The 19,044-nt window shown below is 69.2% G+C and carries 21 protein-coding genes; 13 read left to right on the forward strand and 8 right to left on the reverse strand.

Annotated features, from left to right (window positions below):
- Positions 1–369: 369 nt before the first annotated feature.
- The 3 genes from ACFWYW_RS44845 (at position 370) to ACFWYW_RS44855 (ending at position 2,619) form a co-directional block, all read left to right on the forward strand.
- Positions 370–1,800 (forward strand): FAD-dependent monooxygenase, encoded by a 1,431-nt coding sequence (locus ACFWYW_RS44845; RefSeq protein WP_379611116.1) that lies wholly within the window; start codon positions 370–372, stop codon positions 1,798–1,800.
- A complete protein-coding gene (locus ACFWYW_RS44850) occupies positions 1,787–2,368 on the forward strand; it encodes a TetR/AcrR family transcriptional regulator (protein ID WP_379611117.1) in 582 nt (193 codons plus the stop codon). The genes ACFWYW_RS44845 and ACFWYW_RS44850 overlap by 14 nt, the downstream gene beginning before the upstream one ends.
- 119 nt (positions 2,369–2,487) lie before the next feature.
- A complete protein-coding gene (locus ACFWYW_RS44855; RefSeq protein WP_379611118.1) occupies positions 2,488–2,619 on the forward strand; it encodes a hypothetical protein in 132 nt (43 codons plus the stop codon).
- A 199-nt stretch (positions 2,620–2,818) separates the two neighbouring features.
- Here the strand turns inward: ACFWYW_RS44855 and ACFWYW_RS44860 are convergent, their stop codons facing one another.
- From ACFWYW_RS44860 to ACFWYW_RS44870, 3 genes are all read right to left on the reverse strand, one after another.
- Positions 2,819–3,409 (reverse strand): GNAT family N-acetyltransferase, encoded by a 591-nt coding sequence (locus ACFWYW_RS44860; protein WP_379611119.1) that lies wholly within the window; start codon positions 3,407–3,409, stop codon positions 2,819–2,821.
- On the reverse strand, positions 3,406–4,101 hold the full coding sequence (locus tag ACFWYW_RS44865; protein ID WP_379611120.1) for a TetR/AcrR family transcriptional regulator: 696 nt from the start codon (positions 4,099–4,101) through the stop codon (positions 3,406–3,408). Before ACFWYW_RS44865 ends, ACFWYW_RS44860 begins: the two co-directional genes overlap by 4 nt.
- A 129-nt stretch (positions 4,102–4,230) precedes the next feature.
- Entirely contained in the window at positions 4,231–4,581 is a 351-nt protein-coding gene (locus ACFWYW_RS44870; RefSeq protein WP_379611122.1) for a hypothetical protein, read from the reverse strand.
- A 192-nt stretch (positions 4,582–4,773) separates the two neighbouring features.
- Here ACFWYW_RS44870 and ACFWYW_RS44875 point away from each other — a divergent pair, with 192 nt between their 5' ends.
- The gene (locus ACFWYW_RS44875; RefSeq protein WP_379611123.1) at positions 4,774–5,058 is read left to right on the forward strand and encodes a hypothetical protein; all 285 of its coding nucleotides are present in this window, start codon (positions 4,774–4,776) and stop codon (positions 5,056–5,058) included.
- A 54-nt stretch (positions 5,059–5,112) separates the two neighbouring features.
- Here ACFWYW_RS44875 and ACFWYW_RS44880 read toward each other — a convergent pair whose 3' ends face one another.
- A complete protein-coding gene (locus ACFWYW_RS44880; RefSeq protein WP_379611125.1) occupies positions 5,113–5,709 on the reverse strand; it encodes a TetR/AcrR family transcriptional regulator in 597 nt (198 codons plus the stop codon).
- A gap of 99 nt (positions 5,710–5,808) precedes the next feature.
- Between ACFWYW_RS44880 and ACFWYW_RS44885 the strand changes: the two genes are divergently transcribed.
- Together ACFWYW_RS44885 and ACFWYW_RS44890 are read left to right on the forward strand one after the other, a co-directional pair.
- A complete protein-coding gene (locus ACFWYW_RS44885) occupies positions 5,809–6,783 on the forward strand; it encodes an ATP-binding cassette domain-containing protein (RefSeq protein WP_379611126.1) in 975 nt (324 codons plus the stop codon).
- Positions 6,780–7,598: an ABC transporter permease gene (locus tag ACFWYW_RS44890; protein WP_379611127.1), complete on the forward strand. Its 819-nt coding sequence runs from the start codon at positions 6,780–6,782 to the stop codon at positions 7,596–7,598. The genes ACFWYW_RS44885 and ACFWYW_RS44890 overlap by 4 nt, the downstream gene beginning before the upstream one ends.
- Positions 7,599–7,836: 238 nt before the next feature.
- Here ACFWYW_RS44890 and ACFWYW_RS44895 read toward each other — a convergent pair whose 3' ends face one another.
- Complete coding sequence (locus tag ACFWYW_RS44895; protein WP_379611128.1) at positions 7,837–8,046, reverse strand: hypothetical protein; 210 nt, start codon at positions 8,044–8,046, stop codon at positions 7,837–7,839.
- Positions 8,047–8,303: 257 nt separating this feature from the next.
- On the opposite strand from ACFWYW_RS44895, the gene ACFWYW_RS44900 reads away from it, so the two are divergent.
- Together ACFWYW_RS44900 and ACFWYW_RS44905 are read left to right on the forward strand one after the other, a co-directional pair.
- Positions 8,304–9,302 (forward strand): FecCD family ABC transporter permease, encoded by a 999-nt coding sequence (locus ACFWYW_RS44900; protein WP_379611130.1) that lies wholly within the window; start codon positions 8,304–8,306, stop codon positions 9,300–9,302.
- On the forward strand, positions 9,299–10,441 hold the full coding sequence (locus tag ACFWYW_RS44905; RefSeq protein ID WP_379611131.1) for a FecCD family ABC transporter permease: 1,143 nt from the start codon (positions 9,299–9,301) through the stop codon (positions 10,439–10,441). Before ACFWYW_RS44900 ends, ACFWYW_RS44905 begins: the two co-directional genes overlap by 4 nt.
- 34 nt (positions 10,442–10,475) lie before the next feature.
- Here the strand turns inward: ACFWYW_RS44905 and ACFWYW_RS44910 are convergent, their stop codons facing one another.
- Complete coding sequence (locus ACFWYW_RS44910) at positions 10,476–11,465, reverse strand: ABC transporter substrate-binding protein (RefSeq protein ID WP_379641279.1); 990 nt, start codon at positions 11,463–11,465, stop codon at positions 10,476–10,478.
- Positions 11,466–11,643: 178 nt separating this feature from the next.
- Between ACFWYW_RS44910 and ACFWYW_RS44915 the strand changes: the two genes are divergently transcribed.
- Together ACFWYW_RS44915 and ACFWYW_RS44920 are read left to right on the forward strand one after the other, a co-directional pair.
- A complete protein-coding gene (locus tag ACFWYW_RS44915) occupies positions 11,644–12,369 on the forward strand; it encodes a siderophore-interacting protein (protein WP_379626625.1) in 726 nt (241 codons plus the stop codon).
- A 414-nt stretch (positions 12,370–12,783) separates the two neighbouring features.
- Complete coding sequence (locus ACFWYW_RS44920) at positions 12,784–13,371, forward strand: dihydrofolate reductase family protein (protein ID WP_379626623.1); 588 nt, start codon at positions 12,784–12,786, stop codon at positions 13,369–13,371.
- Positions 13,372–13,537: 166 nt separating this feature from the next.
- Here the strand turns inward: ACFWYW_RS44920 and ACFWYW_RS44925 are convergent, their stop codons facing one another.
- Positions 13,538–14,209, reverse strand: a complete 672-nt coding sequence (locus tag ACFWYW_RS44925; RefSeq protein ID WP_379626621.1) for a TetR/AcrR family transcriptional regulator — start codon at positions 14,207–14,209, stop codon at positions 13,538–13,540.
- Positions 14,210–14,311: 102 nt separating this feature from the next.
- Here ACFWYW_RS44925 and ACFWYW_RS44930 point away from each other — a divergent pair, with 102 nt between their 5' ends.
- Positions 14,312–15,520, forward strand: a complete 1,209-nt coding sequence (locus tag ACFWYW_RS44930; protein ID WP_379626618.1) for a cytochrome P450 — start codon at positions 14,312–14,314, stop codon at positions 15,518–15,520.
- A 282-nt stretch (positions 15,521–15,802) separates the two neighbouring features.
- On the opposite strand, the gene ACFWYW_RS44935 is transcribed toward ACFWYW_RS44930, so the two are convergent.
- The gene (locus ACFWYW_RS44935; RefSeq protein ID WP_379626616.1) at positions 15,803–16,090 is read right to left on the reverse strand and encodes a hypothetical protein; all 288 of its coding nucleotides are present in this window, start codon (positions 16,088–16,090) and stop codon (positions 15,803–15,805) included.
- 553 nt (positions 16,091–16,643) lie between these two features.
- Between ACFWYW_RS44935 and ACFWYW_RS44940 the strand changes: the two genes are divergently transcribed.
- Together ACFWYW_RS44940 and ACFWYW_RS44945 are read left to right on the forward strand one after the other, a co-directional pair.
- The gene (locus ACFWYW_RS44940) at positions 16,644–18,035 is read left to right on the forward strand and encodes an MFS transporter (RefSeq protein WP_379626614.1); all 1,392 of its coding nucleotides are present in this window, start codon (positions 16,644–16,646) and stop codon (positions 18,033–18,035) included.
- Complete coding sequence (locus ACFWYW_RS44945; RefSeq protein ID WP_379626612.1) at positions 17,999–19,042, forward strand: lipocalin-like domain-containing protein; 1,044 nt, start codon at positions 17,999–18,001, stop codon at positions 19,040–19,042. Before ACFWYW_RS44940 ends, ACFWYW_RS44945 begins: the two co-directional genes overlap by 37 nt.
- The last annotated feature ends 2 nt before the right edge of the window (positions 19,043–19,044 follow it).

Consider the following 19,044-nt stretch of genomic DNA (forward strand, 5'->3'; position numbering starts at 1 on the left):
CTCCGTTCCGTCCAGGGCGATGGCGCCCCGCGCACCACCCACCGGCGCAGAATGCATGGGGCTGACGATCACGTTGTGTGTCCTGAGCGGGATGGCGGCCGGCCTTACGGCGGCAGGATCATGCCGACGTCGAGCAGGGCGCAGATGGCGAGGATGGCCAGCGTTGTCAGCGAACGAGATGACCTGCACCACGTCTACCACGCGGCCAAGCAGTGGATCACTCGCCTCCGGGGACAACCGCGAGACGACGCATCCGATCGGCTGATGAACGCACAGCGACGGGAGGGCTCTTGGCGAACAGGGTGGGTGTCGCGAGCCATCCATGCGCTATAAATGTAGCGATACATAAATAGCGAACAGGGGAGAGTTATGCACGACGTCGTCATCGTGGGAGCCGGTCCCACCGGGCTGATGGCCGCCTGCGAGCTCGCGCTGGCGGGCGTTCCCTGCACGATCGTGGACAAGCGCGGCAGCGAGTCCAACGTCACGCGGGCTTTCGGTCTGCACGCCCGAGCCCTGGAACTGCTCGATGCCCGGGGCATGGGCGACGAGTTGGTCGCGGCAGGCAACCCGCTCAGGACGGTGTATCCCGCCTACGCCTCGCGGGTCGACTTCGGGCGGCTCGACACCAGATATCCGATGCTGCTGCTCGTCCCCCAGAACGGCACCGAGATGCTCCTTCAGCAGCGCGCCGCCGAACTCGGCGTACAGATCCGCCGCAACGCCGATGTGGCCGGCCTGACCCAGGACGCCGAATCCGTCCGGCTGAAGCTTCAGGACGGGGGCGAGCTGGAGGCCAGGTACGTCATCGGTGCCGACGGCGCCCACAGCACTGTCCGCGACCTGGTCGACGTGGGCTTCGCCGGCGCGGCCTACAGCCTGCCCATGCTGCTGGCCGACGTCCGCATCCCCACCTCCGAGCCGCCGCCCATCACCCAGGTCGGCACTCAGGGTGTGGTGGTGACCCTCCCGTTCGGCGACGGCTGGTTCCGGGTCGGCGCGTGGCTGCGCAAAGAACAGAAGAACGCAGACTTCGCCCAGATCCGCGAGGCGTTCCGCACCATCGCGGGCACGGACTACGGGATGAGCGAGCCGCGCTGGTTCTCCCGCTTCACCGCCGAACGCCGCCAGGCCCGCAGCTACCGATCGGGGCGGGTCTTCCTGGTCGGGGACGCCGCCCATGTGAACTCGCCCATCGGCGGCCAGGGCATGAACACCGGCATCCAGGACGCCGCCAACCTGGGCTGGAAGCTCGCCGCAACGCTGCACGGCTGGGCCCCGCCCTGGCTGCTCGACACCTACCACGCCGAGCGGCACCCCGTGGGCTCCGCCGTCCTGGCCATGACCGACCACCTCACCGGGCTGGTGCTCAGCGGCTCCCGAGTGCGCCTGGAAATCAGTCGGCGCGTCATGGCGACCCTGCTCCACACCGGTCCAGGCCGCCGCCGCATTCTCGGCAGGCTGTCCGGCCTGGAGTTCGCCTACCCATCCGGCGAACCGGACGCCCACCCGCTGGCCGGACGCCGCGCCGCCGACGGCCCGACAGACGCGGGCCGTCTGTATGAGGTGCTGCGCGCCGGCACCTTCGTTCTGCTCTCCGACGAGGGCGTGCCCACCCCTTGGCGCGATCGCGTACGGCACGCCACACCCCTTCACGGCACCGGGCCCGAGGCGACGCTGATCCGCCCGGACGGCTACGTGGCCTGGGCCGGGGATCACACCGGTATAGCAGCGGCTCTGGTGAAATGGTGTGGTCCAGCCAACCGCACCGACAGGGAAGGAAACCGTGCCACCGCCTAACCCACAGCGCCGCGACCACCTAGCGGACGCGGCCATCACGGTGCTGGCCGAGCAGGGGTCACGCGGGCTGACCCACCGAGCCGTCGACACCGCCGCCGCCGCACCGGCCGGCACCACCTCACGCTATTTCCGCACCCGCGACGCGCTGCTCAACGGGGTCATCGAGCGGATCACCCACCGGCTCGGCGAACGCGTGGACGCCTACACCGTCCGGCCGATCTCGCCAGCCGATCTGGAGGAAGCGCTGGTCGCCGTCCTGACCACGATGCTGACCGACGGCCGGCACCATCCGCTGGCCCTGTTCGAGCTGCATCTGGAAAGCACCAGAAACCCCCGCCTGCGGCACGCGCTGACCGACGCCCTGCACGGCCGAAGCGATCTCATCGTCCGCCAATGCCGCGCCGCCGGAATCGACATCAGCCAGGACGACGCCATGCTTCTGGAGATGAGCGTGCTGGGCGTTCTCTTCACCGCTCTCACCACAGGCGTGCCCGAGTCCCCAAGCCAGCTGATCCGCACCGCCGTACGGGCTCTCCTGACCCACCACCAAGCACCGATGGCGACATAGTCCGCTTTGAGGGCTCGCACGAATCCGATCTTCCAGTCGGGCATCCACGTTTGCGCGGACAGCACGATCAGGCTGTGGGACCCGGGCACGGGACGGAATCGGCCGGTCCCGTCCGCCCGGTGCCCCGCATCGTGCCCGCCACGGTCAACGGCAGGCCGATCGCGCTGACCGCCGACGGGGACGGCCTTCTGCGGCTCTGGGACCTGCGCGGCCGTACCTTTTGCGCAGGTCCTTCAGGTTCGCGCCTGTGACCTGTGTCAGGCCCTGGACCTGCCTATCATCCCCAAGAACACCGAGAAGATCCGCGCCAAGCTCAAACGCCTGGTCGGCCAGGGCGTCCTCGTTGAGACCGAGCCCGGGCCACGTCCATAGCTCGGCAACGACATCCCCCGTCTGCCCGTCCTACCCTGCCCAAGCGCCGAAAGAGACGTCAACTCGCGGAACGCCCGCTCAGGGCTGAACGAGCCGCATGGACACGTAGGCGTTGATGCCGGTCCGTTTGGTGTGGTTCACCTTCTCACGCTTGAACTCGCGGAAGCCGAGTTTTTCGTACAGGCCCAGAGCGGCCGTGTTGGTGTCGGCGATGTCCGCCAGCACGTACTCGTCGTACTGGGGGAGGGCGAGCAGGTGGGTCAGCAGGGTGGTGGCGACGCCCATTCCCCTGTAGCTCGCTCCGGTGGCGACGAACTCGAGGCTGGCCAGCCTGTCCCTGGTGTAGGGGAGAGGCTTGTAGAACTCCCGTCCGAAGACGATATGGGCAATGGTGCCTTTGTAGAAGCCGAGATGCCTGCGCAACTCGCGCTTGTCATGCCGGAATGACAACTGTCTGCCATTGGTGCACGCGGCGATCCCGGCCGGCCGGTCGTCGACAAGAGCGACGTAGAACAGGTCGAGCACCAGCGTGTGCTGGAGAACGTCGGTGAGCTTTCCGTGGTCGGTGGAGAAGAAGGCGAAATCGGGGCCGAATCCGTCGACGAAAATCTCGGCGATGGACCGGCGGTAGCTTTCGTGGAGGTCGGCGGCGCATACTACGTCGATCATTGTGTTTCCTCCGCTCGCTTGGTGATGAGCGCTTCGATGCCGTCGAGCAACAGGCTGAGCCCGAAGGCGTGGTCGTCGTCCGCCCACTCGGGGGCGCTGCCGATGGCGCCGGCGTCGAGGGCTGCCGACAGGCCCGGAAAACGGGGCCTGTCGACCAGATGGGAGAGCAGTGCGCTGTACGCCCCTGGCCCCGTCATGCCTGTGCCGTCCCGCAGTCTGTGGGCGAGAGACGCGGCGCTGACGGCGTACGTGGACAGGCTGGTGGCGATGTTGACCGCCTCACCTGGAGCCACTCCGGCGCCGGTCAGCACGATCAGCAGGTGGTCCAGCCATCGCAGCGCCCGCGGCCCGGTTGGCGGGGCCAGCGGTGACACCTCCAGCAGCCAGGGGTGACCGAGCAGGAAGTCGCGGTTGGCTCGCGTCCAGGCGGACAGGTAGGCCCGGCACGACAGTTCGCCGGGCTCGGGAGGCTCAGGCGTGGCCGCGTCGGCCATCGCGATCAGAAGGTCATCCTTGCTGGCGACATATCCGTACAGCGCCATCGTGGACACGCCGAGGCGTGCGGCTACGCTGCCCATCCGCACGCCTGCCAGCCCTTCGCGGTCCGCGAGGCGGATGGCGGCTTCGGTGATCCGCTCCAGGCTCAGGCTGGGCCGCGGCCCCTGGGATGTCCTCGGCTCCCGCCCCCACATCCGGGCGACGACCGTCGGAATCTCGAACTCCTCGTCGATGGCGCGCTCCTTAATTAACTGTTCATGACATACACAGTACAGCCTACACTGTACGCCATACAGAAAAGGAGTTGGCGCTGGGAAGTACGCTCATTCGCTCACGGGCAGGCTCGGCGGGCGAAGAACGAGGCTGTCCAAGGTCCACGTCACGTCGTCGGGGTGTACGGCGAGCGACAAATCGGGCAGGCGCTGGACGAGAACGCCGAGGAGGCTCGGGCGAGGTCGGCGCCGAGGCAGTAGTGGGAGGCCGCGGCCGAAGGCGGGATAGGGTCGATCGGGAGTGCGGTCGAGGTCCAGGGTGCCGGGGGAGGGGAAGACACTCGGGTCGAAGTCGGCTCCGGTGAAGGAGGCGATGACGCCCTCACCCTTCTTCACCTTGCCGGACGGCAGCTCGACATCCTCGGTGGCCACGCGGATGAGCCGCAGGACGAAGCGCGACAATACGCCGCGGTTGTCCCATGCCCGGCCGTCCCAAGGTCAGGGTGGTCAGCTCTGCGCCTGCCGAAAATCCCGTCCGGCCAGGTCATGGCCTTGCGAAGCCCTGGGTGGCATGGGCGTTTGCCGCTCGTTAGTGGGGGAGGACCGGTGGGGCTCCTGTGATTGCAAGCCGACGCGCTCCTGGCCTGCGACTTCATGGAAACCGTCACCCTGAACGGGCGCAGCGCCAGTACATCCTGGCCGTCATCGAGCACGCCACCAGGCGCGTCCGTGTGCTTGGCACCATCGCCATCACGCCACGCCCTGGCCGAGTACGAGAAGTTCTCCAACGAACATCGCGCCCATCAAACCCTCGACCAGGCGGCCCCACGACGCGTCGCCCCGGATCCGATCACCGAACCGGCGCGCATCATCCACCTGAACATCCGCCGACATGACCGGCTCGGCGGAATCCTCCGCGAATACTCACACGCCGCTTGATCTGCACGGACATAATTTTCGGCAGGCGCAGTGCCGGGGTGTTGCAGGCCGAGGTCATCGCGGTTGCGGGCCGATCGCCCGATAGGCGCCGTCCACGGCGGTCAGTATGCGCTCCGCGGCCAGGTCGGGGTCGGGCCGGCCGTTGTCGAGCCAGATGATGATCGCTTCGATGACCGTCGTGGTGGCCAGTTGCGCCGCCCATCTCGACCATTCCGGGTCCGTGGTCAGCTCGCGCATGTGCGGGTGGACGGCGGCGACCATGCCCGCGCGCAACTGGTCGATCTCGTCGCGGAAGTCGGGCTCGCGGGCCGCGTGATGGAACAGCAGCCGGAACGCGTCGGCGTCCTGGGCGGCCCACTCCACCATGGCGGGCACGCTGTGCTCGCCGAGCCCGCCTCCTCCGGTGGCCGCCTCGTGGAGCCGGCCGGCGGCGCGGTCGATCGCCGCCTGGTAGAGGTCGGCCTTGGACTCGAAGTGGCGGTAGAGGATCATCCGCGAGATGCCCGCCTCCTCGGCGACGTCGTCGAGGTTGGTCGGGGCGAAGCCGCCGGCCCTGGCGAAGGCGCGGGTGGCGGCGGCCAGGATCAGCTCACGCCGCTCGGCTCGGGGCAGCCGCCGCCGGGGCTCCGCCTGGTCCTCGTGCGCTGCCATCGGCTCCTCCGGTCCGCTCACTTTGTTGCTCCCAAGCGTACTCTCATGTAAGTATATCGACGCATATACTTAGTGGAGTTAACATCAGGAGGTGCGGTCATGGCAACGGCCGGGTACGCGATCCTCGCCGACGGGCTGTGCAAGCATTACGGCACCACCAAAGCCCTGGACGGCTTCGACCTCGCGGTGCCCCACGGCGCCGTGTGCGCCCTGCTGGGCCCGAACGGGGCGGGAAAATCGACGGCGGTACGCGTCCTGACCTCGCTGCTGCGCCCCGACGTGGGCCGGGCGATGGTCGGCGGCTTCGACGTCGTACGCGAGACCGCCGAGGCGCGTTACCGAATCGGGCTGACCGGCCAGAGTATCGCCCTGGACGAGGTGCTGACCGGCCGGGAAAACCTGGAAATGTTCGGCCGCCTCTACCACCTCGGCGCCCGGGAGGCACGGCGCCGGGCGGGGGAGTTGCTGGAGCAGTTCGACCTGGTCGGGGTGGCCGGGGCCGCCGCCAAGACCTATTCGGGAGGCATGCGCAGGCGGCTGGACCTCGCGATCAGCTTCATCACGGCGCCGCCGGTGCTCTTCCTCGACGAGCCGACCGCGGCCATGGACCCCCGGCACCGCATGGAGGTGTGGAACCAGGTGCGGACGCTGGTCGCCCAGGGCACCACCGTCCTGCTCACCACGCACTACCTCGACGAGGCCGACCAGCTCGCCGACCAGATCTCGGTCATCGACCGGGGTCGCGTCATCGCGCAGGGCACTCCGGGGGAGCTGAAGTCGGCAGTCGGGGGCGGCCGGCTCGAGATCGTGGTGGACCGGGCGGACGCGTGCGAGCGCGCGGCCGAGGTGCTCACGGCCGTCACGGGGATCGCGCCGCGGATCCACATCGAGGCCAACCGGCTCGTCGTGCCGGTACGCGACCGTACCGGCACGCTGACCGACGCCCTACGCGGGCTCCAGGACGCCGGCGTCTCCGTACGGGACGTCGCGTTGCGCGGCCCCACGCTCGACGAGGTTTTCGCCCGTCTGACCGGCCACGAGACGGCCACCGATGAGAAAGAGGCAGGCCGATGACGATCGTGACACCCCGCACCCGAGCCGCCAGGACGCGGTGGGCCCTGGCCGACGGCTGGACCATCACACGGCGCGACCTGACCCGCTGGCTGCGTTCGCCGGAGGAGGTCGTCGGCGGGCTGCTGTTCCCGGTGGTGTCGGTGCTGCTCTTCGGGTACGTCTTCGGCAGCGCGATGGTCGTCCCCGGCGGGGGCAACTACCGGGAGTTCCTGATGCCCGGGCTGTTCGGCATGACCATGGTCTTCGGTCTGGTCATCACCGCGTCCGCGGTCGCCGCCGACTCCGGACGGGGGATCACCGACCGATTCCGTTCCATGCCCATCTCGCCCTTCGCGATCGTCGCCGGGCGGAGCCTGGCCGACATGGTCCGCGCCGCTGCCGACCTGGGAGTCCTGGTGGCGTGCGGGTTGCTGGTGGGGTGGCGGGCGCACGGGGGAGTCCTCGCGTTCCTGGCCGCCGTCGGGTTGTTGCTGCTGCTGCGCTTCGCCCTGATCTGGGCGGGCATCTACATCGGCCTGCTCCTGCGGTCGGTCGAGAGCGCCGCGGTGCTCTTCCCGCTGGTGCTGCCGTTCGCGATGATCACCAACACCTTTGTCGCGCCGGAGCTCATGCCTTCGTGGCTCGGGGCCGTCGCGGAGGCCAACCCGTTGTCGTCCACCGTGGCGGCGGCCCGGCTGCTCTTCGACAACCCCGGCGTCGGGGGCGACTCATGGCTCGCACAGAACCCGATCCTCATGGCGGTCGTGTGGCCGCTCGCCTTGATCGCCGTGTTCCTCCCGCTGTCGGTGCGCCGCTTCCGCAACCTGAGCCGTTGAGCCCCAGCCATGAAGCACCCACACCGATACATGTGCGAGGTCGGGGCCGTAGGTGTACAGCGCGCGGAAGTCCGGCGTCACTAGCTCGTAGGCACCCGGAATGTCGGCGCACGGTATGGCTCCAGGCGGTGTCGGGTCGCCGGCGAGGTCGAGCAGCGTAGCAACGATGGAGACACGAAGCGTCGGCGCGATCGGCTGAAGGGCCCCTCGAACCTGGGGGCGATGTGGAGGGGGAGCTTCACCGGTCGGAGCCGCCCAGCCCGAGGTCGGCGTACGCCTCTGCCTGTGAGGTGTAGACGGTCATCTCGACATCACCGCGACCTGCGGCCGCCATCAGTTCACGCACCTGCGCGGCGTCGCGAGCACGGCGGAGGGCGACGAGGTCGGCGTGTTCGTCGGCGGACCGCTTGATGCGGGTGGGGCGGTGGGCGTGGACGGCACGGGACACGAGCGGCCCGAGCTTGTCACTCGCCGCGGCGATCCCGAGGGTCTCGATGTGCGGCTCCGGGGATGCTCGGCTGAGCGGTTAGGTTAGCCTAACTTTGCTACGAGTCGGCCGAGTCGGCGGACCCGTCGCGATTCCTGGACGCAAGGGAAGGCTGCATCGTGCGCGTGGTTGTGTTCGGCAGGCGGGTCCGGCGAGGCCCGGGCGAGGTCCCGATCCGGGCGCCGGGCTCGCGCGCCGGCCGGAGGAAGCCGCGCCCCGTGCATGCTGTGCTACGCGGTGGCGGCGTGCTGGCGCTCGCGGTGCTCGTTCTGTTCCTCGTCGTGCTGAGCACCTGGATCGGCGCCAAGGACACCACGCTCGCCCAGGTGTGGACCGCTATCTGGAACGGCGACGGCTCCTACACCACCGACGTGATCCGGCAGCTTCGCCTGCCGCGCACGCTCGCCGGGCTGATGACGGGCGCGGCGCTCGGGGTGGCGGGAGCGGTGATGCAGGCCATCACCCGCAACCCGCTCGCCGATCCGGGACTTCTGGGCGTGAACGCGGGAGCGTCCGCAGCGGTGGTCTTCGGCATCGGTGTGGTGGGCCTGGCGAGCTTCGGCTCGCTGGTCTGGTTCTCGTTCGCGGGCGCGGCGATCACCACGGTGATCGTGTACATGCTCGGCGCGTCCGGCAGGGCCGGGCCGACTCCGGTGCGTCTCGCGCTCGCCGGGGCCGCGGTGAGCGCCTGCCTGAGCGGCGTGATCGCCGGTTTGACCGTCTTCGACTCGGCCACCTATGACTACCTGCGGTTCTGGATGGTCGGCTCGCTCGCCGGGCGGGAGCCGGAGCTCGTCGTGCAACTGGTGCCTTTCGTGGCCGCAGGGTTGGTGGTCGCCCTGTTCCTCGCGAGACCGCTGAACTCGCTCGCCCTGGGCGAGGAACTGGGCCGGGCTCTCGGTACGCGGATCGTCAGGACCAGAGCCTTCGCCGTGGTCACCGTGACCCTGCTGTGCGGAACGGCGACGGCGGCAGCGGGCCCGATCGGCTTCGTCGGCCTGGTGGTCCCGCTGGTGGCGCGCCGGCTGACCGGGCCGGACCTGCGGTGGGTGCTGCCCTACTCGATGCTGCTCGCGCCGGTGCTGCTGCTGGCATCCGACATCATCGGCCGGGTCGTGCTGCCGGATGACGAACTGGAGGTGGGCGCGGTGACCGCGATCATCGGCGCGCCCGTCTTCATCGCGATGGTGTACAGGCGCAGGGAGGCGTCACTGTGACGACGACCGAGACCCGTCGCGAGGGCGGGTTCCTCGGGGGCCGGGCCTGGCCGGTCCGGCTGTGGTCAGGGCGGATCAGCTTCCGCGCGCACCGGCGTACTGTTTTCATCAGCGCGGCGGCCCTGCTGCTGGCCGGGTTTCTTCTGCTGGTCAGCCTGTGTGTGGGCACCTACCCGGTGACGCTGCCGGAGGTGGCCGAGGCGCTGTTCCACGGGACGGGGGACCGGCTCGCCGTCCACTTCGTCAATCAGGAACGGCTGCCGCAGGCGCTGCTGGCGATCCTGGCGGGTGCCGCGCTGGGCACCAGCGGCGCGATCTTCCAGAGCGTCTCACGCAACCCTCTGGCCAGCCCGGACGTGATCGGTTTCAACAGCGGCGCCGCGACCGGCGCCATCCTGGTCATCGTGCTGTTCAGCGGAGCCGCCGCCGCGGTGGCCGCCGGCGCGGTCGCCGGCGGTCTCGTCGTGGCCCTGCTGGTGTCCGTACTCGCCAGCCGGGGAGGCCTGCACGGCATCCGGCTGGTGCTCATCGGGCTCGGTGTGACGGCCATGCTCGGTTCGGTCAACTCCTACCTGCTCACCAGGTCCGCGCTCAACGACGCGCAGAACGCCCACGTCTGGCTCGTCGGGACGCTGAACGGGCGGGATTGGAGCTCGGTGCGGATCATGGCGGTGGCGATGGCGGTCCTGCTGCCCGTGGCGCTGCTGCTCGGCAGGCGGCTGCGGATGCTGGAGCTCGGTGACGAACTGGCGACCGGACTGGGTGTCGCGGTGAATGGTTCGCGGCTCGCGCTGACGATGGTGGGCATCGGGCTGTGCGGGGTGGCGGTGGCCAGCGCCGGGCCCATCCCGTTCGTGGCGCTGGCCGCGCCGCAGATCGCGGTGCTGGCCGGTCGTGCCCCCGGCGTCAGCCTGATGTCGGCCGCCAGCGTGGGCGCCGCGCTGTTGTCAGCGGCCCATTTCGTCTCCAGCCAGTTCTTCCCGGCCCTGGTGTGGATCGACGAGCGGATCGGCTGGGTCGAGGTCGCGGGGGAGTCGCAGCGCAACAACCTGCTCCCGGTCGGAGTGACCACGGCCGTGCTGGGCGGGATGTATCTGGCCTGGGTGCTGTTCAGGCGGCGCGGCACCGGTGTGGCCTGAGTAGGGCCGCTCCCGCCGTGGCGGGGCGGCGCCGTCACAGCTGCTTCAGCATGCCCTCGATCTCGTCGACCGTGCTGATCGCGAAGCTGTAGTTGGCCATCACGAAGTGCTTGGAGGAGAAGGCGTGCCCGGCCTTGACCGCGGGCACGCCCTTCCACAGCTTGTGGTCCAGCAACTGCTGGGTCGTGGGCGTCGGCTTGCCGTCGAACTGCACCGGGTAGATCAGCGCGTCGCAGCCGTCGAGCACGTCCATCTCCTCATAGCTCTTCGGTACGAAGCCCGCCTCGTTCTCCGGCAGCCCGGCGCCGATACGCAGCCCCACGTCGCGCATCACGGTAGCCAGCGGCGTTCCGAGGAAGAACTTCCCGTTCGGGCCGCCGCTGAGCGGCGCCCAGGTGGTGGACGCGATCTGCTTGGCGTAGGCGGCCTTGACCTCTGCCAGCCGGCGCTCGTACTCCGTCTTCTTCTCGGCCAGGACGGTCTCCCGGTTGACCGCCTTGGCCACCTTGGCGATCTGCTCGTGCCACAGCGCGCGGCTGGAGGCCCAGTCGAAGTAGGCCACGGGGGCGATCGTGGTGAGCGCGGCCGACTTGTCCTTGTAGAACTGGTCGATGATCAGGTCGGGCTTCAGCGCGGCGATGGCCTGGGCGTTGGGGGTGCCCGCGGCGCCGATCGTGGGGACGTCCTTGAGCCGCGCGTACACCTCCGGCGGCAGGAGTTGCTCGCTGGCCGTCCCGTCGGGGATGCCCACCGGGACCAGACCGAGGTCGAGCAGCATCAGGGCCTCGTAGTTCGCCAGGACCACGATCCGCTGAGGGTTCTCGGGCACCTGGATCGTTCCGTTGTCCGTCACGAGGCCACGGGTGGCGCCGCCGCCCGGCGGCACGGAACGGCCGGCCTGCCGAGTGCCTTCCGACGCGCTCACGCCACAGGCCGTGAGCCCCAACGCCGCCGCGGCGCCCGTGAGCCCGACGAGGAACCGTCTACGTCCCACCGGCCCCGACAAAATACGCGAACGCTCCACGGTCACTCCTTCGCCATTGAAAACTTAGGTTTGCCTAACCTATAGCGACGCGGCAGTATCTTCATGAACAGATCATCACGAACCAGCCGTGGGGAGCCCGTACGTCATGAGCACGACCTCGACCGGAGAGCGCCGGAGCCGCAGGCCGGGGCGTATCCACGTGACCACCGTGCGGACTGTGCGGCATATCACACCCCGCACGGCCCGCCTCACCCTCACGGGCCCGGACCTGGCGGAGTTCCGCAGCAACGGCAGCGACCAGCACGTCGCCCTGTACTTCTACGAGCCCGGCGTCGAGTTGCCCCGCCCCTTCACGACCGAGGCCGCCAAGGCGCTGCTGCCCTTCGCCCAGCCGAGGTTGCGCCGCTACACCATCCGCCACCACCGGCCAGAACGCCTCGAGGTTGACATGGACTTCGTCCTGCACGGCCCCGGCCAGCTCGCCTCCGGCTGGGCGGAGCGCGTCCGGCCGGGTGACGAGGTGATCTGGTTCGGCCCGAGCCCCGCCTACCCGCTGGACCCCGTCACCGACTGGACCCTCCTGTTGGGCGACGAGACCGCGCTGCCTGCCATCGGCGCCATTCTCGACGAGCTTCCCGCCGGTCACCGCGTGCTGGCCGCCATTGAGGTCGCCGACCGTGACGAGGAACAGCCGCTGCCCACCCGCGCCGACGCCACCGTCACCTGGCTCCACCGCCACGACCGCGAACACGGCAGCCTGCTGTACGAGCACGCGACCGCACTACACCTCCCGCCGGGCGCCGGACGCGTGTGGGGCGGCGGCGAGCGCGACAGCATGCGGGCGCTGCGGCGCCACTACACCAGCACCGCCGGGCTGGACCGCGCCGCCACGCACCTGACCGCCTACTGGACCAAGGGCGAGACCCAGGACAGCGAACTCTGACCCAGTGCCACCCAACGGCGCCACCCGCGACGGACTACGGCTGCTTGCGCCTGGGCACCCCCCATCCGACGACGAACTGCGCGAAGCCTGCCGCGCCGCCGCGGCTCGACGAGTATCTCGACGCCTTGGGCACTGTGGCTGCCGAAAACTACGTCCGTTCAGGTCAAGCGGCATGTGTGTATTCGTGGCGGACGCCTTCGAGCAGGTTTCGGCGGCGGATGTGCGGGTCGATGATTCGACCGGGGTCTGTGATCGGATCCGGGGTGGGACGCAGCGGGGCTGGCTCGGCCTCGCACCGTGGGGTTGTGATCAGTTGTCTGGGCGCGATGAGTTCGGCCGTTGAAAGTGGTCTACCTCAGGACCGTGTAAGACGGGCCGGGAGCCACCGGACCGAGCAGTAAGAGGAGGACGCTCATGGGCAAGATCGTCAGCCACATGACGATGTCGCTGGACGGATATATCGCGCAACCGGATGACCAGGTTGGCGAGCTGTTCGATTGGTACGAGTCCGGAGATGTGGCCGTGCCGAACCCCAACGAGGACATCTTGCTCAAGGTCGATGACGCGGGTGCGGAGGCATGGCGGGAGCTGACCGAGAACACGGGCGCGCTCATCGCCGGCCGCCGCCTGTTCGACATCGCCAAGGGCTGGAACGACAAGCATCCGGCTGGCGCGCCCGTTGTCGTGGTAACGCACCGGCCACCGGCGGATGCTGCCGAGAAGTGGCCGACCACGGCGTTCGTCAACGGCGTCGAAGCGGCGATCGATCGGGCGAAACAGATCGCCGGTGACCGGAACGTCACGATCGCCAGCGCGAACGTGACGCAGCAGGCGCTCGCCCTCGGTCTGGTGGACGAGGTGTGCGTCAGCCTCGTACCGGTGCTGTTCGGCGAGGGCATCCCGTACTTCTCCAAGATCGAGAGCGGGCATCTCCTGCTCGACGACCCGGTCGTCATCCAGAGCCGGCGTGCCGTGCACCTGCGGTATCCGGTCCGTCGCTAGCCCTCTGTCCGGGCCGGTCGGAAGCGTGAGCTCCCCGATGGGGCCGTCGTCGCGGTCCGGCCGGCCAGGGCTCGTGGCTGCCGCGTGATCATGGCATGTTGCCCACGTTAAACGGCGGGTCGCCCCCTGGCCCAATCCCTGTGCGTCACGGGGTGCTGGGTCGCCGTTAGTCTGCCGTTCTGAGGTGGCGGTCCAGGTGGTCGAGGGTGAGCGGCTGCCGGCGTAGCGGCTCGTAGGTGTCTGGCGTCGTGGGGTGGAGCCCGCCGAGGCTGTCGAGGAACAGTTCCAGTTGCCGGCCGGTGATGAGCTCGTTCAGCTCGGCGCCGATGACGGGCAGCGGGCGGGACAGCTTGACGACGCCGAGCCAGATGTCGATGGGGTTGATGCCCTGGCGGAGCCGCCCCTCCTGCTGGGCGGCACGGGTGAGCTGCTCCATCCGCTCGTAGAGCTGGTCGCGTCGAGCCTTCAGTGCTCCCCCTTCGCCGCGTGCGTCCTCCTCCAGGACGGGGAGCAGCACCGGCATGATGACGCTGAGCCGCAACTCCACCAGGCGGCGTACGAGTTGCACGAGAGCGCCCCAGGCGTCGGGGTGCGCGGCGGTGGCGCGGTCCAGCTCCTCGCCGACCAAGGTCAGGTTCTCCAGGGCGACCTGCAGGACGAGCGTGTGGCGGTCGGGGAAGCGGCGGTAGAGGGTGGCTATGCCGACGCCGGCGCGGCGGGCGATCTCCTCCAGCGGCGCGTGGATGCCCTGCTCGAGGAAGACCTCGCGGGCCGCGACGATGATCTGCTCACGGTTGTGACGGGCGTCGGCCCGCAGCCGGGTGGTGTTCTCGGTCAAACCGGCACCCATCTCGTTGATGTGGAGGCAATCCCTTCGGTTGTGCTAGCTTAGCGCCAAATGCAAGCGAAGGGTTCTCCTCCGTTTACTGAGGTGAGGCTGATGTCCCCGACCACGACTCCTGACAGCGGGAGCTTCCCGCTCCCGCGGCGGTGCCCGTTCGCCCCGCCTCCGGAATACGACCGGCTACGCACCACGCAACCCGTCTCTGAAGTGCGGTTGCCCACCGGCGGCACCGCCTGGCTGGTGACCCGGTATGAGGATGTCCGGACCGTGCTGAGCAGCCCGGCGTTCAGCGCCGACGGCACCCGGCCCGGCTTCCCCACGCTCCTGCCGGGGCAGGCGCAGGTCCTGCGGCGCCCGCCGTTCATCCGGATGGATCCGCCGCAGCACAGCTTCTACCGGCGCATGCTCATCCAGGAGTTCACCCTCAAGCGGGTCAAGACGATGCGGCCCGGCATCCAGGCCACCGTTGACCGGCTGCTCGACGACCTGGTCGCCATGACTCCGCCGGTGGACCTGGTCGAGGCGTTCGCGCTCCCCGTCTCGTCACTGGTGATCTGCCAGCTGCTCGGCGTGCCGTACGACGACCACGAGTTCTTCCAGAGCATGAGCAAGGTCGGCGTGTCAGGGACCAGCACCGCCGAGCAGTTCGCGGCCGCGCTGGGTGGGCTGCGCGCCTACATGGACGGCCTGATCACCCGCAAGCAGCACGAACCCGGCGACGACCTGCTGAGCAAGCTGGTCACCGAGCGCCTGGAGCCCGCCGGCGAGCTCCGCCGCGATGAGCTGCTCATGATGTGCCTGATGCTGCTGAACGCGGGCCACGAGACCACGGCGAACATGATCTCGCTGGGCACCGTGGCCCTGCTGGAGCACCCCGACCAGCTCGCCGCCCTGCGGGACAACCCCGAGCTGCTCCCCGCTGCCATCGAGGAACTGCTGCGCTACCTCAGCATCGCCGACCTCGTCACCACCCGCATCGCGGCCGAGGACACCGAGCTCAGCGGCACCCGGATCCGCGCGGGCGAGGGGGTCTTCGCCCTGCTGGCCGCCGCCGACTGGGACCCCGCGGTGTTCCCCGAGCCCGAACGGCTCGACGTGCACCGCGGCAACGGGCACCACGTCGCCTTCGGCTACGGCGTACACCAGTGCCTCGGGCAGAACCTCGCCCGGGCAGAACTGGAGATCGCCTTTTCCACTCTGTTCGCGCGCATCCCCACCCTGCGGGTCGCCGTTCCGGTGGACGAACTGCCCTACAAGCACGGCAACCTCGCGTACGGCATCCACGAGCTGCCCGTCACCTGGTAGACGGCCCATGCGGATCACCGCCGACACCACCGTCCGCATCGGCGCCGGCATGTGCGCGCTCACCGCGCCGGAGGTCTTCGACCAGGGCGACGGCGACGGACTGGTCGCGGTACTCCTACCGGACCCTCCCGGCTGCGGGACCCGGTTCACCGCCGACCGGTCGTGTCCGACGCTGGAGGACGGGCCGGCGAGCCGTCCCGCCGTCGCACGGCGAACGGTGCGTCCGCAGGTCAGTCTCGACCGCGGATCTGTCGGCGGCGCATGGTCGGGCTGGGCGGTGCATCACCCGGCGGGCTTGATGCGGAGGACAGCGGTGGTGTCGTGGATCTTGACGATCTCCAGGCTCATGCTGTTGTTGATGGTCGCGACGGCTCCCTTGCCGCAGCTGAAGCTGACACCGCCGACCACGCCGTCCTTGGACGCCGATACGCCGCCACCACCGTTACAGCCCGAAAGGCTGTAGCCCGACCCCGTCAGCGGCGCGGCCATCTCGACCGCGTCGCGGGTGATCGCCTTCACCTCGATCGGCCCGAGGCCGTATGTTTCCGGCACTGTCACCACGTCGCCCACGGCGACCTTGACCTCACACGTTCCGCCAGCGCACGGCCCCGTTGGCGAGGGTGGCGGCGTGGCCGTCTCCTGGGGAGAAGACGTGGAGTCGGACGCCAGTGACCCGGAGCGGGACCCGTCCGAAGAAGCCGAAGAACACGATGTGAGAGCGGCGAACGCGATAGCGACGACAGCGGCGGATAGACCTCTACGCATCATGGTCGCCATTGAACCCCGCCACACATCCTGGCCTCAGCAGATCACGAAACAACTATCTTCGCCGCCGTACCGGCACAGGCCGCGCCGGGTGATCTGGCGTACCTGCCGCCCACCAGTTCGACCGTCATCTACACCCGCCGCTGACCACCACCCGGCAGACCGTCACCATCAAGATCAGCACGGCGACCTCGAACGGCCTGGCCGTCAATGCGTCGATCGCCACCGCCTGATCGCAGTGAGATGTTCCGAGCGGTACACGTCTCGCACCCCGGCGTCCGGGTCGAGCTTCCGGTGACTATATTGAATATATAGTGCGTAAAATCATGCTGAAGGCGCTTCGGAAGGGAGCACTGAATTGAGGAGAGGCGTACTCGCCACCGTCTGCCTGGCCTTCTTCATGACGATGCTGGACACCACCATCGTCAACATCGCGATCCCCGGCCTGCGGGCCGACCTCGGCGCCTCACTGGGCCAGGCGTTATGGGCGCTCAACGGCTACACGCTCGCCTTCGCCGGACTGCTGCTGACCTTCGGCCGCCTTGGCGACCGCTACGGGCACCGTGCCGTGTTTCTCGCCGGCCTGGCGGTGTTCACCATCGCCTCGGGGCTGTGCGGCCTGGCGCAGGATCCCGGGCAGCTCATCGCCGTACGCGTGCTGCAGGGCGCCGGGGCCGCGCTGCTGATGCCGCAGACCTTGTCGATCATCATGACCGCCTTCCCGCCTGAACGGCGCGGCGCGGCCTTCGGCGTGTGGAGCGGCGTCGCCGGGCTGGCCACCATCGCCGGCCCCGCCGTGGGCGGCGTGCTCGTCGACACCCTGAGCTGGCGGTCGGTGTTCCTCATCAACCTGCCGCTCGGCGTGCTCGCGTTCGTGGCCGCCCGCATCGTCATCCCGCCGGGCGGCGCCCCCCGGCAGGGGCGGGCGGCCGGGTTCGATCCGATCGGCGTGCTGCTGTCGTCGGCGGGGTTGTCCGTGCTGGTGTTCGCGCTCCTGGGCGGCGAGCTCTACCTGGCCGGCCTCGGCGGCCTCCTCCTCGGCGCCTTCCTGGCCCAGCAACGCTCAGCGCAAGAGCGCACGCCGCTGCTGCCCTTCCGGCTCTTCCACGACCGCAACTTCGGGCTGATGAACGCCGTGCTCATGGCCGCCCTGTTCGCCACGGCCGGCCTGCTGATCACCTACACCCTCTACCTGCAGTCGGTGCTCGGGCTCTCGCCGACGCAGGCGGGACTGATGCTGGCACCGCCGTCGCTGGCAACCCTGATCATCTCGCCGCTCGCCGGCAGGCTCGCCGACCGGGTGAACCCGCGACTGATCTTCGGGCTCGGCCTGTCCGTCTTCGCCGCCGGGTTCGTCCTGCTGGCGCTGTTCAGCGACGGGCAGACGAACGCCCTCGCGCTGCTGCCCGGGATGCTCCTGTGCGGAGTGGGCGCGGGCGCGGTGTTCGCGCCGGCCAACACGCTGGCCATGCGGGAGGTCCCGCCGGAGCTCGCCGGGGCGGCGTCCGGAGTGGTGAGCACCCTGCGCCAGGTCGGCACCGTGCTCGGCACGGCCGTCGTCGGCGCGCTCCTGCAAACCGGGACGAACCTGGTCCAGGCCATGCCCGCCGCGCTGTACACGGTGGTCGCCGTGCTCCTCGCCACGGCCGTGGCCACCTGGTGGACCAGACGGCCGGCGGTTCAACACACCCACCCTGAAAGGAACGAAGGACCATGCGCAAGAAGCACATCGCGGTCGCTCTCTGCCTGACCGCCGTCGGGCTGGCCGGAGCGGTGACCCCGGCATCGGCGGCGCCCATGACGAAGGTGTCCCAGCCGGACCGGGGATTTCCGAAATTCGTCCGGTTGCCGGCGGACCAGGCGAACCACCCGTCGTCCCCCTTCGAGTGGTGGTACGTCGTCGGGCACGTGCGGGCAGGCGACCGTCGCTTCGGCTACGAGGTCACGATCAACCGGTCGAGCGCCGGACCGGAGGTGCACGCGGCCATCACCGACGAGAAGAACGGAAAACACTACTCCCTCGTTGAACGGTTCCCCTTGGAGGAGGTGAGCTTCTCGGACTCCAAGCTCGACGTTCGTACGCCCAAGGCATCACTGACCGGCCCGATGGAGGCGATGACCCTCAAGGCGACCCTCCCCGACGGCCGCGTCGAGCTCGTCCTGCGACACTCGGGACCGGCTCTCTACCCAGGCGGAACCGGGTTGATCCCGTTCGCCGAAGGCCAGAGTTACTATTACTCACTTCCCAGCCTGAAGACGAGCGGGCACCTCACCGTCAAGGGAACGACCCACGCCGTACGCGGGGAGTCATGGCTCGACCGGCAATGGGGCGACTGGGAATGGTCCAAGATCAAGCGCTGGACCTGGATGGCCGTCCACCTCGGCAACGGTGACCGCCTCAACGTCTGGGACCTGGTCGGCACCCGCGACGAGAAAGCGTACGCCACGATCCTGCACCGCGACGGGCGCCAGACGATCGCGCCCATGGTCCCTCTCGCGAAGAACGCCGGAGGACACTGGCGCAGCCCCCTGACCGGGCAGAACTATCCCACCCGATGGAAGGTGAAGATCCCGGGCCTGCGGGCCGATCTCACCGTGCGGTCTCTCGTCACCGACCAGGAGCTCGACATCCGCTACCCCGGCCAGCCTTCCGGACTGTACGAGGCGGACTCGGCCGTCACCGGCACCTACGCCGGCCGGCCGGTGAGCGGGCAGGCCTACGTCGAACTCTACGGCGACTGGGCCCGACAGAGATGATC

Source organism: Nonomuraea sp. NPDC059023 (genome assembly GCF_042740095.1).
Taxonomy (GTDB): domain Bacteria; phylum Actinomycetota; class Actinomycetes; order Streptosporangiales; family Streptosporangiaceae; genus Nonomuraea.

Excerpts from the sequence above, each read along its gene's own strand:
- ACFWYW_RS44845 (WP_379611116.1), top strand. The coding sequence starts at position 370 with ATGCACGACGTCGTCATCGTGGGAGCCGGTCCCACCGGGCTGATGGCC.
- ACFWYW_RS44860 (WP_379611119.1), bottom strand. The coding sequence starts at position 3,409 with ATGATCGACGTAGTATGCGCCGCCGACCTCCACGAAAGCTACCGCCGG.
- ACFWYW_RS44865 (WP_379611120.1), bottom strand. The coding sequence starts at position 4,101 with ATGTGGGGGCGGGAGCCGAGGACATCCCAGGGGCCGCGGCCCAGCCTG.
- ACFWYW_RS44875 (WP_379611123.1), top strand. The coding sequence starts at position 4,774 with ATGGAAACCGTCACCCTGAACGGGCGCAGCGCCAGTACATCCTGGCCG.
- ACFWYW_RS44880 (WP_379611125.1), bottom strand. The coding sequence starts at position 5,709 with ATGGCAGCGCACGAGGACCAGGCGGAGCCCCGGCGGCGGCTGCCCCGA.
- ACFWYW_RS44885 (WP_379611126.1), top strand. The coding sequence starts at position 5,809 with ATGGCAACGGCCGGGTACGCGATCCTCGCCGACGGGCTGTGCAAGCAT.
- ACFWYW_RS44890 (WP_379611127.1), top strand. The coding sequence starts at position 6,780 with ATGACGATCGTGACACCCCGCACCCGAGCCGCCAGGACGCGGTGGGCC.
- ACFWYW_RS44920 (WP_379626623.1), top strand. The coding sequence starts at position 12,784 with ATGGGCAAGATCGTCAGCCACATGACGATGTCGCTGGACGGATATATC.
- ACFWYW_RS44930 (WP_379626618.1), top strand. The coding sequence starts at position 14,312 with ATGTCCCCGACCACGACTCCTGACAGCGGGAGCTTCCCGCTCCCGCGG.
- ACFWYW_RS44945 (WP_379626612.1), top strand. The coding sequence starts at position 17,999 with ATGCGCAAGAAGCACATCGCGGTCGCTCTCTGCCTGACCGCCGTCGGG.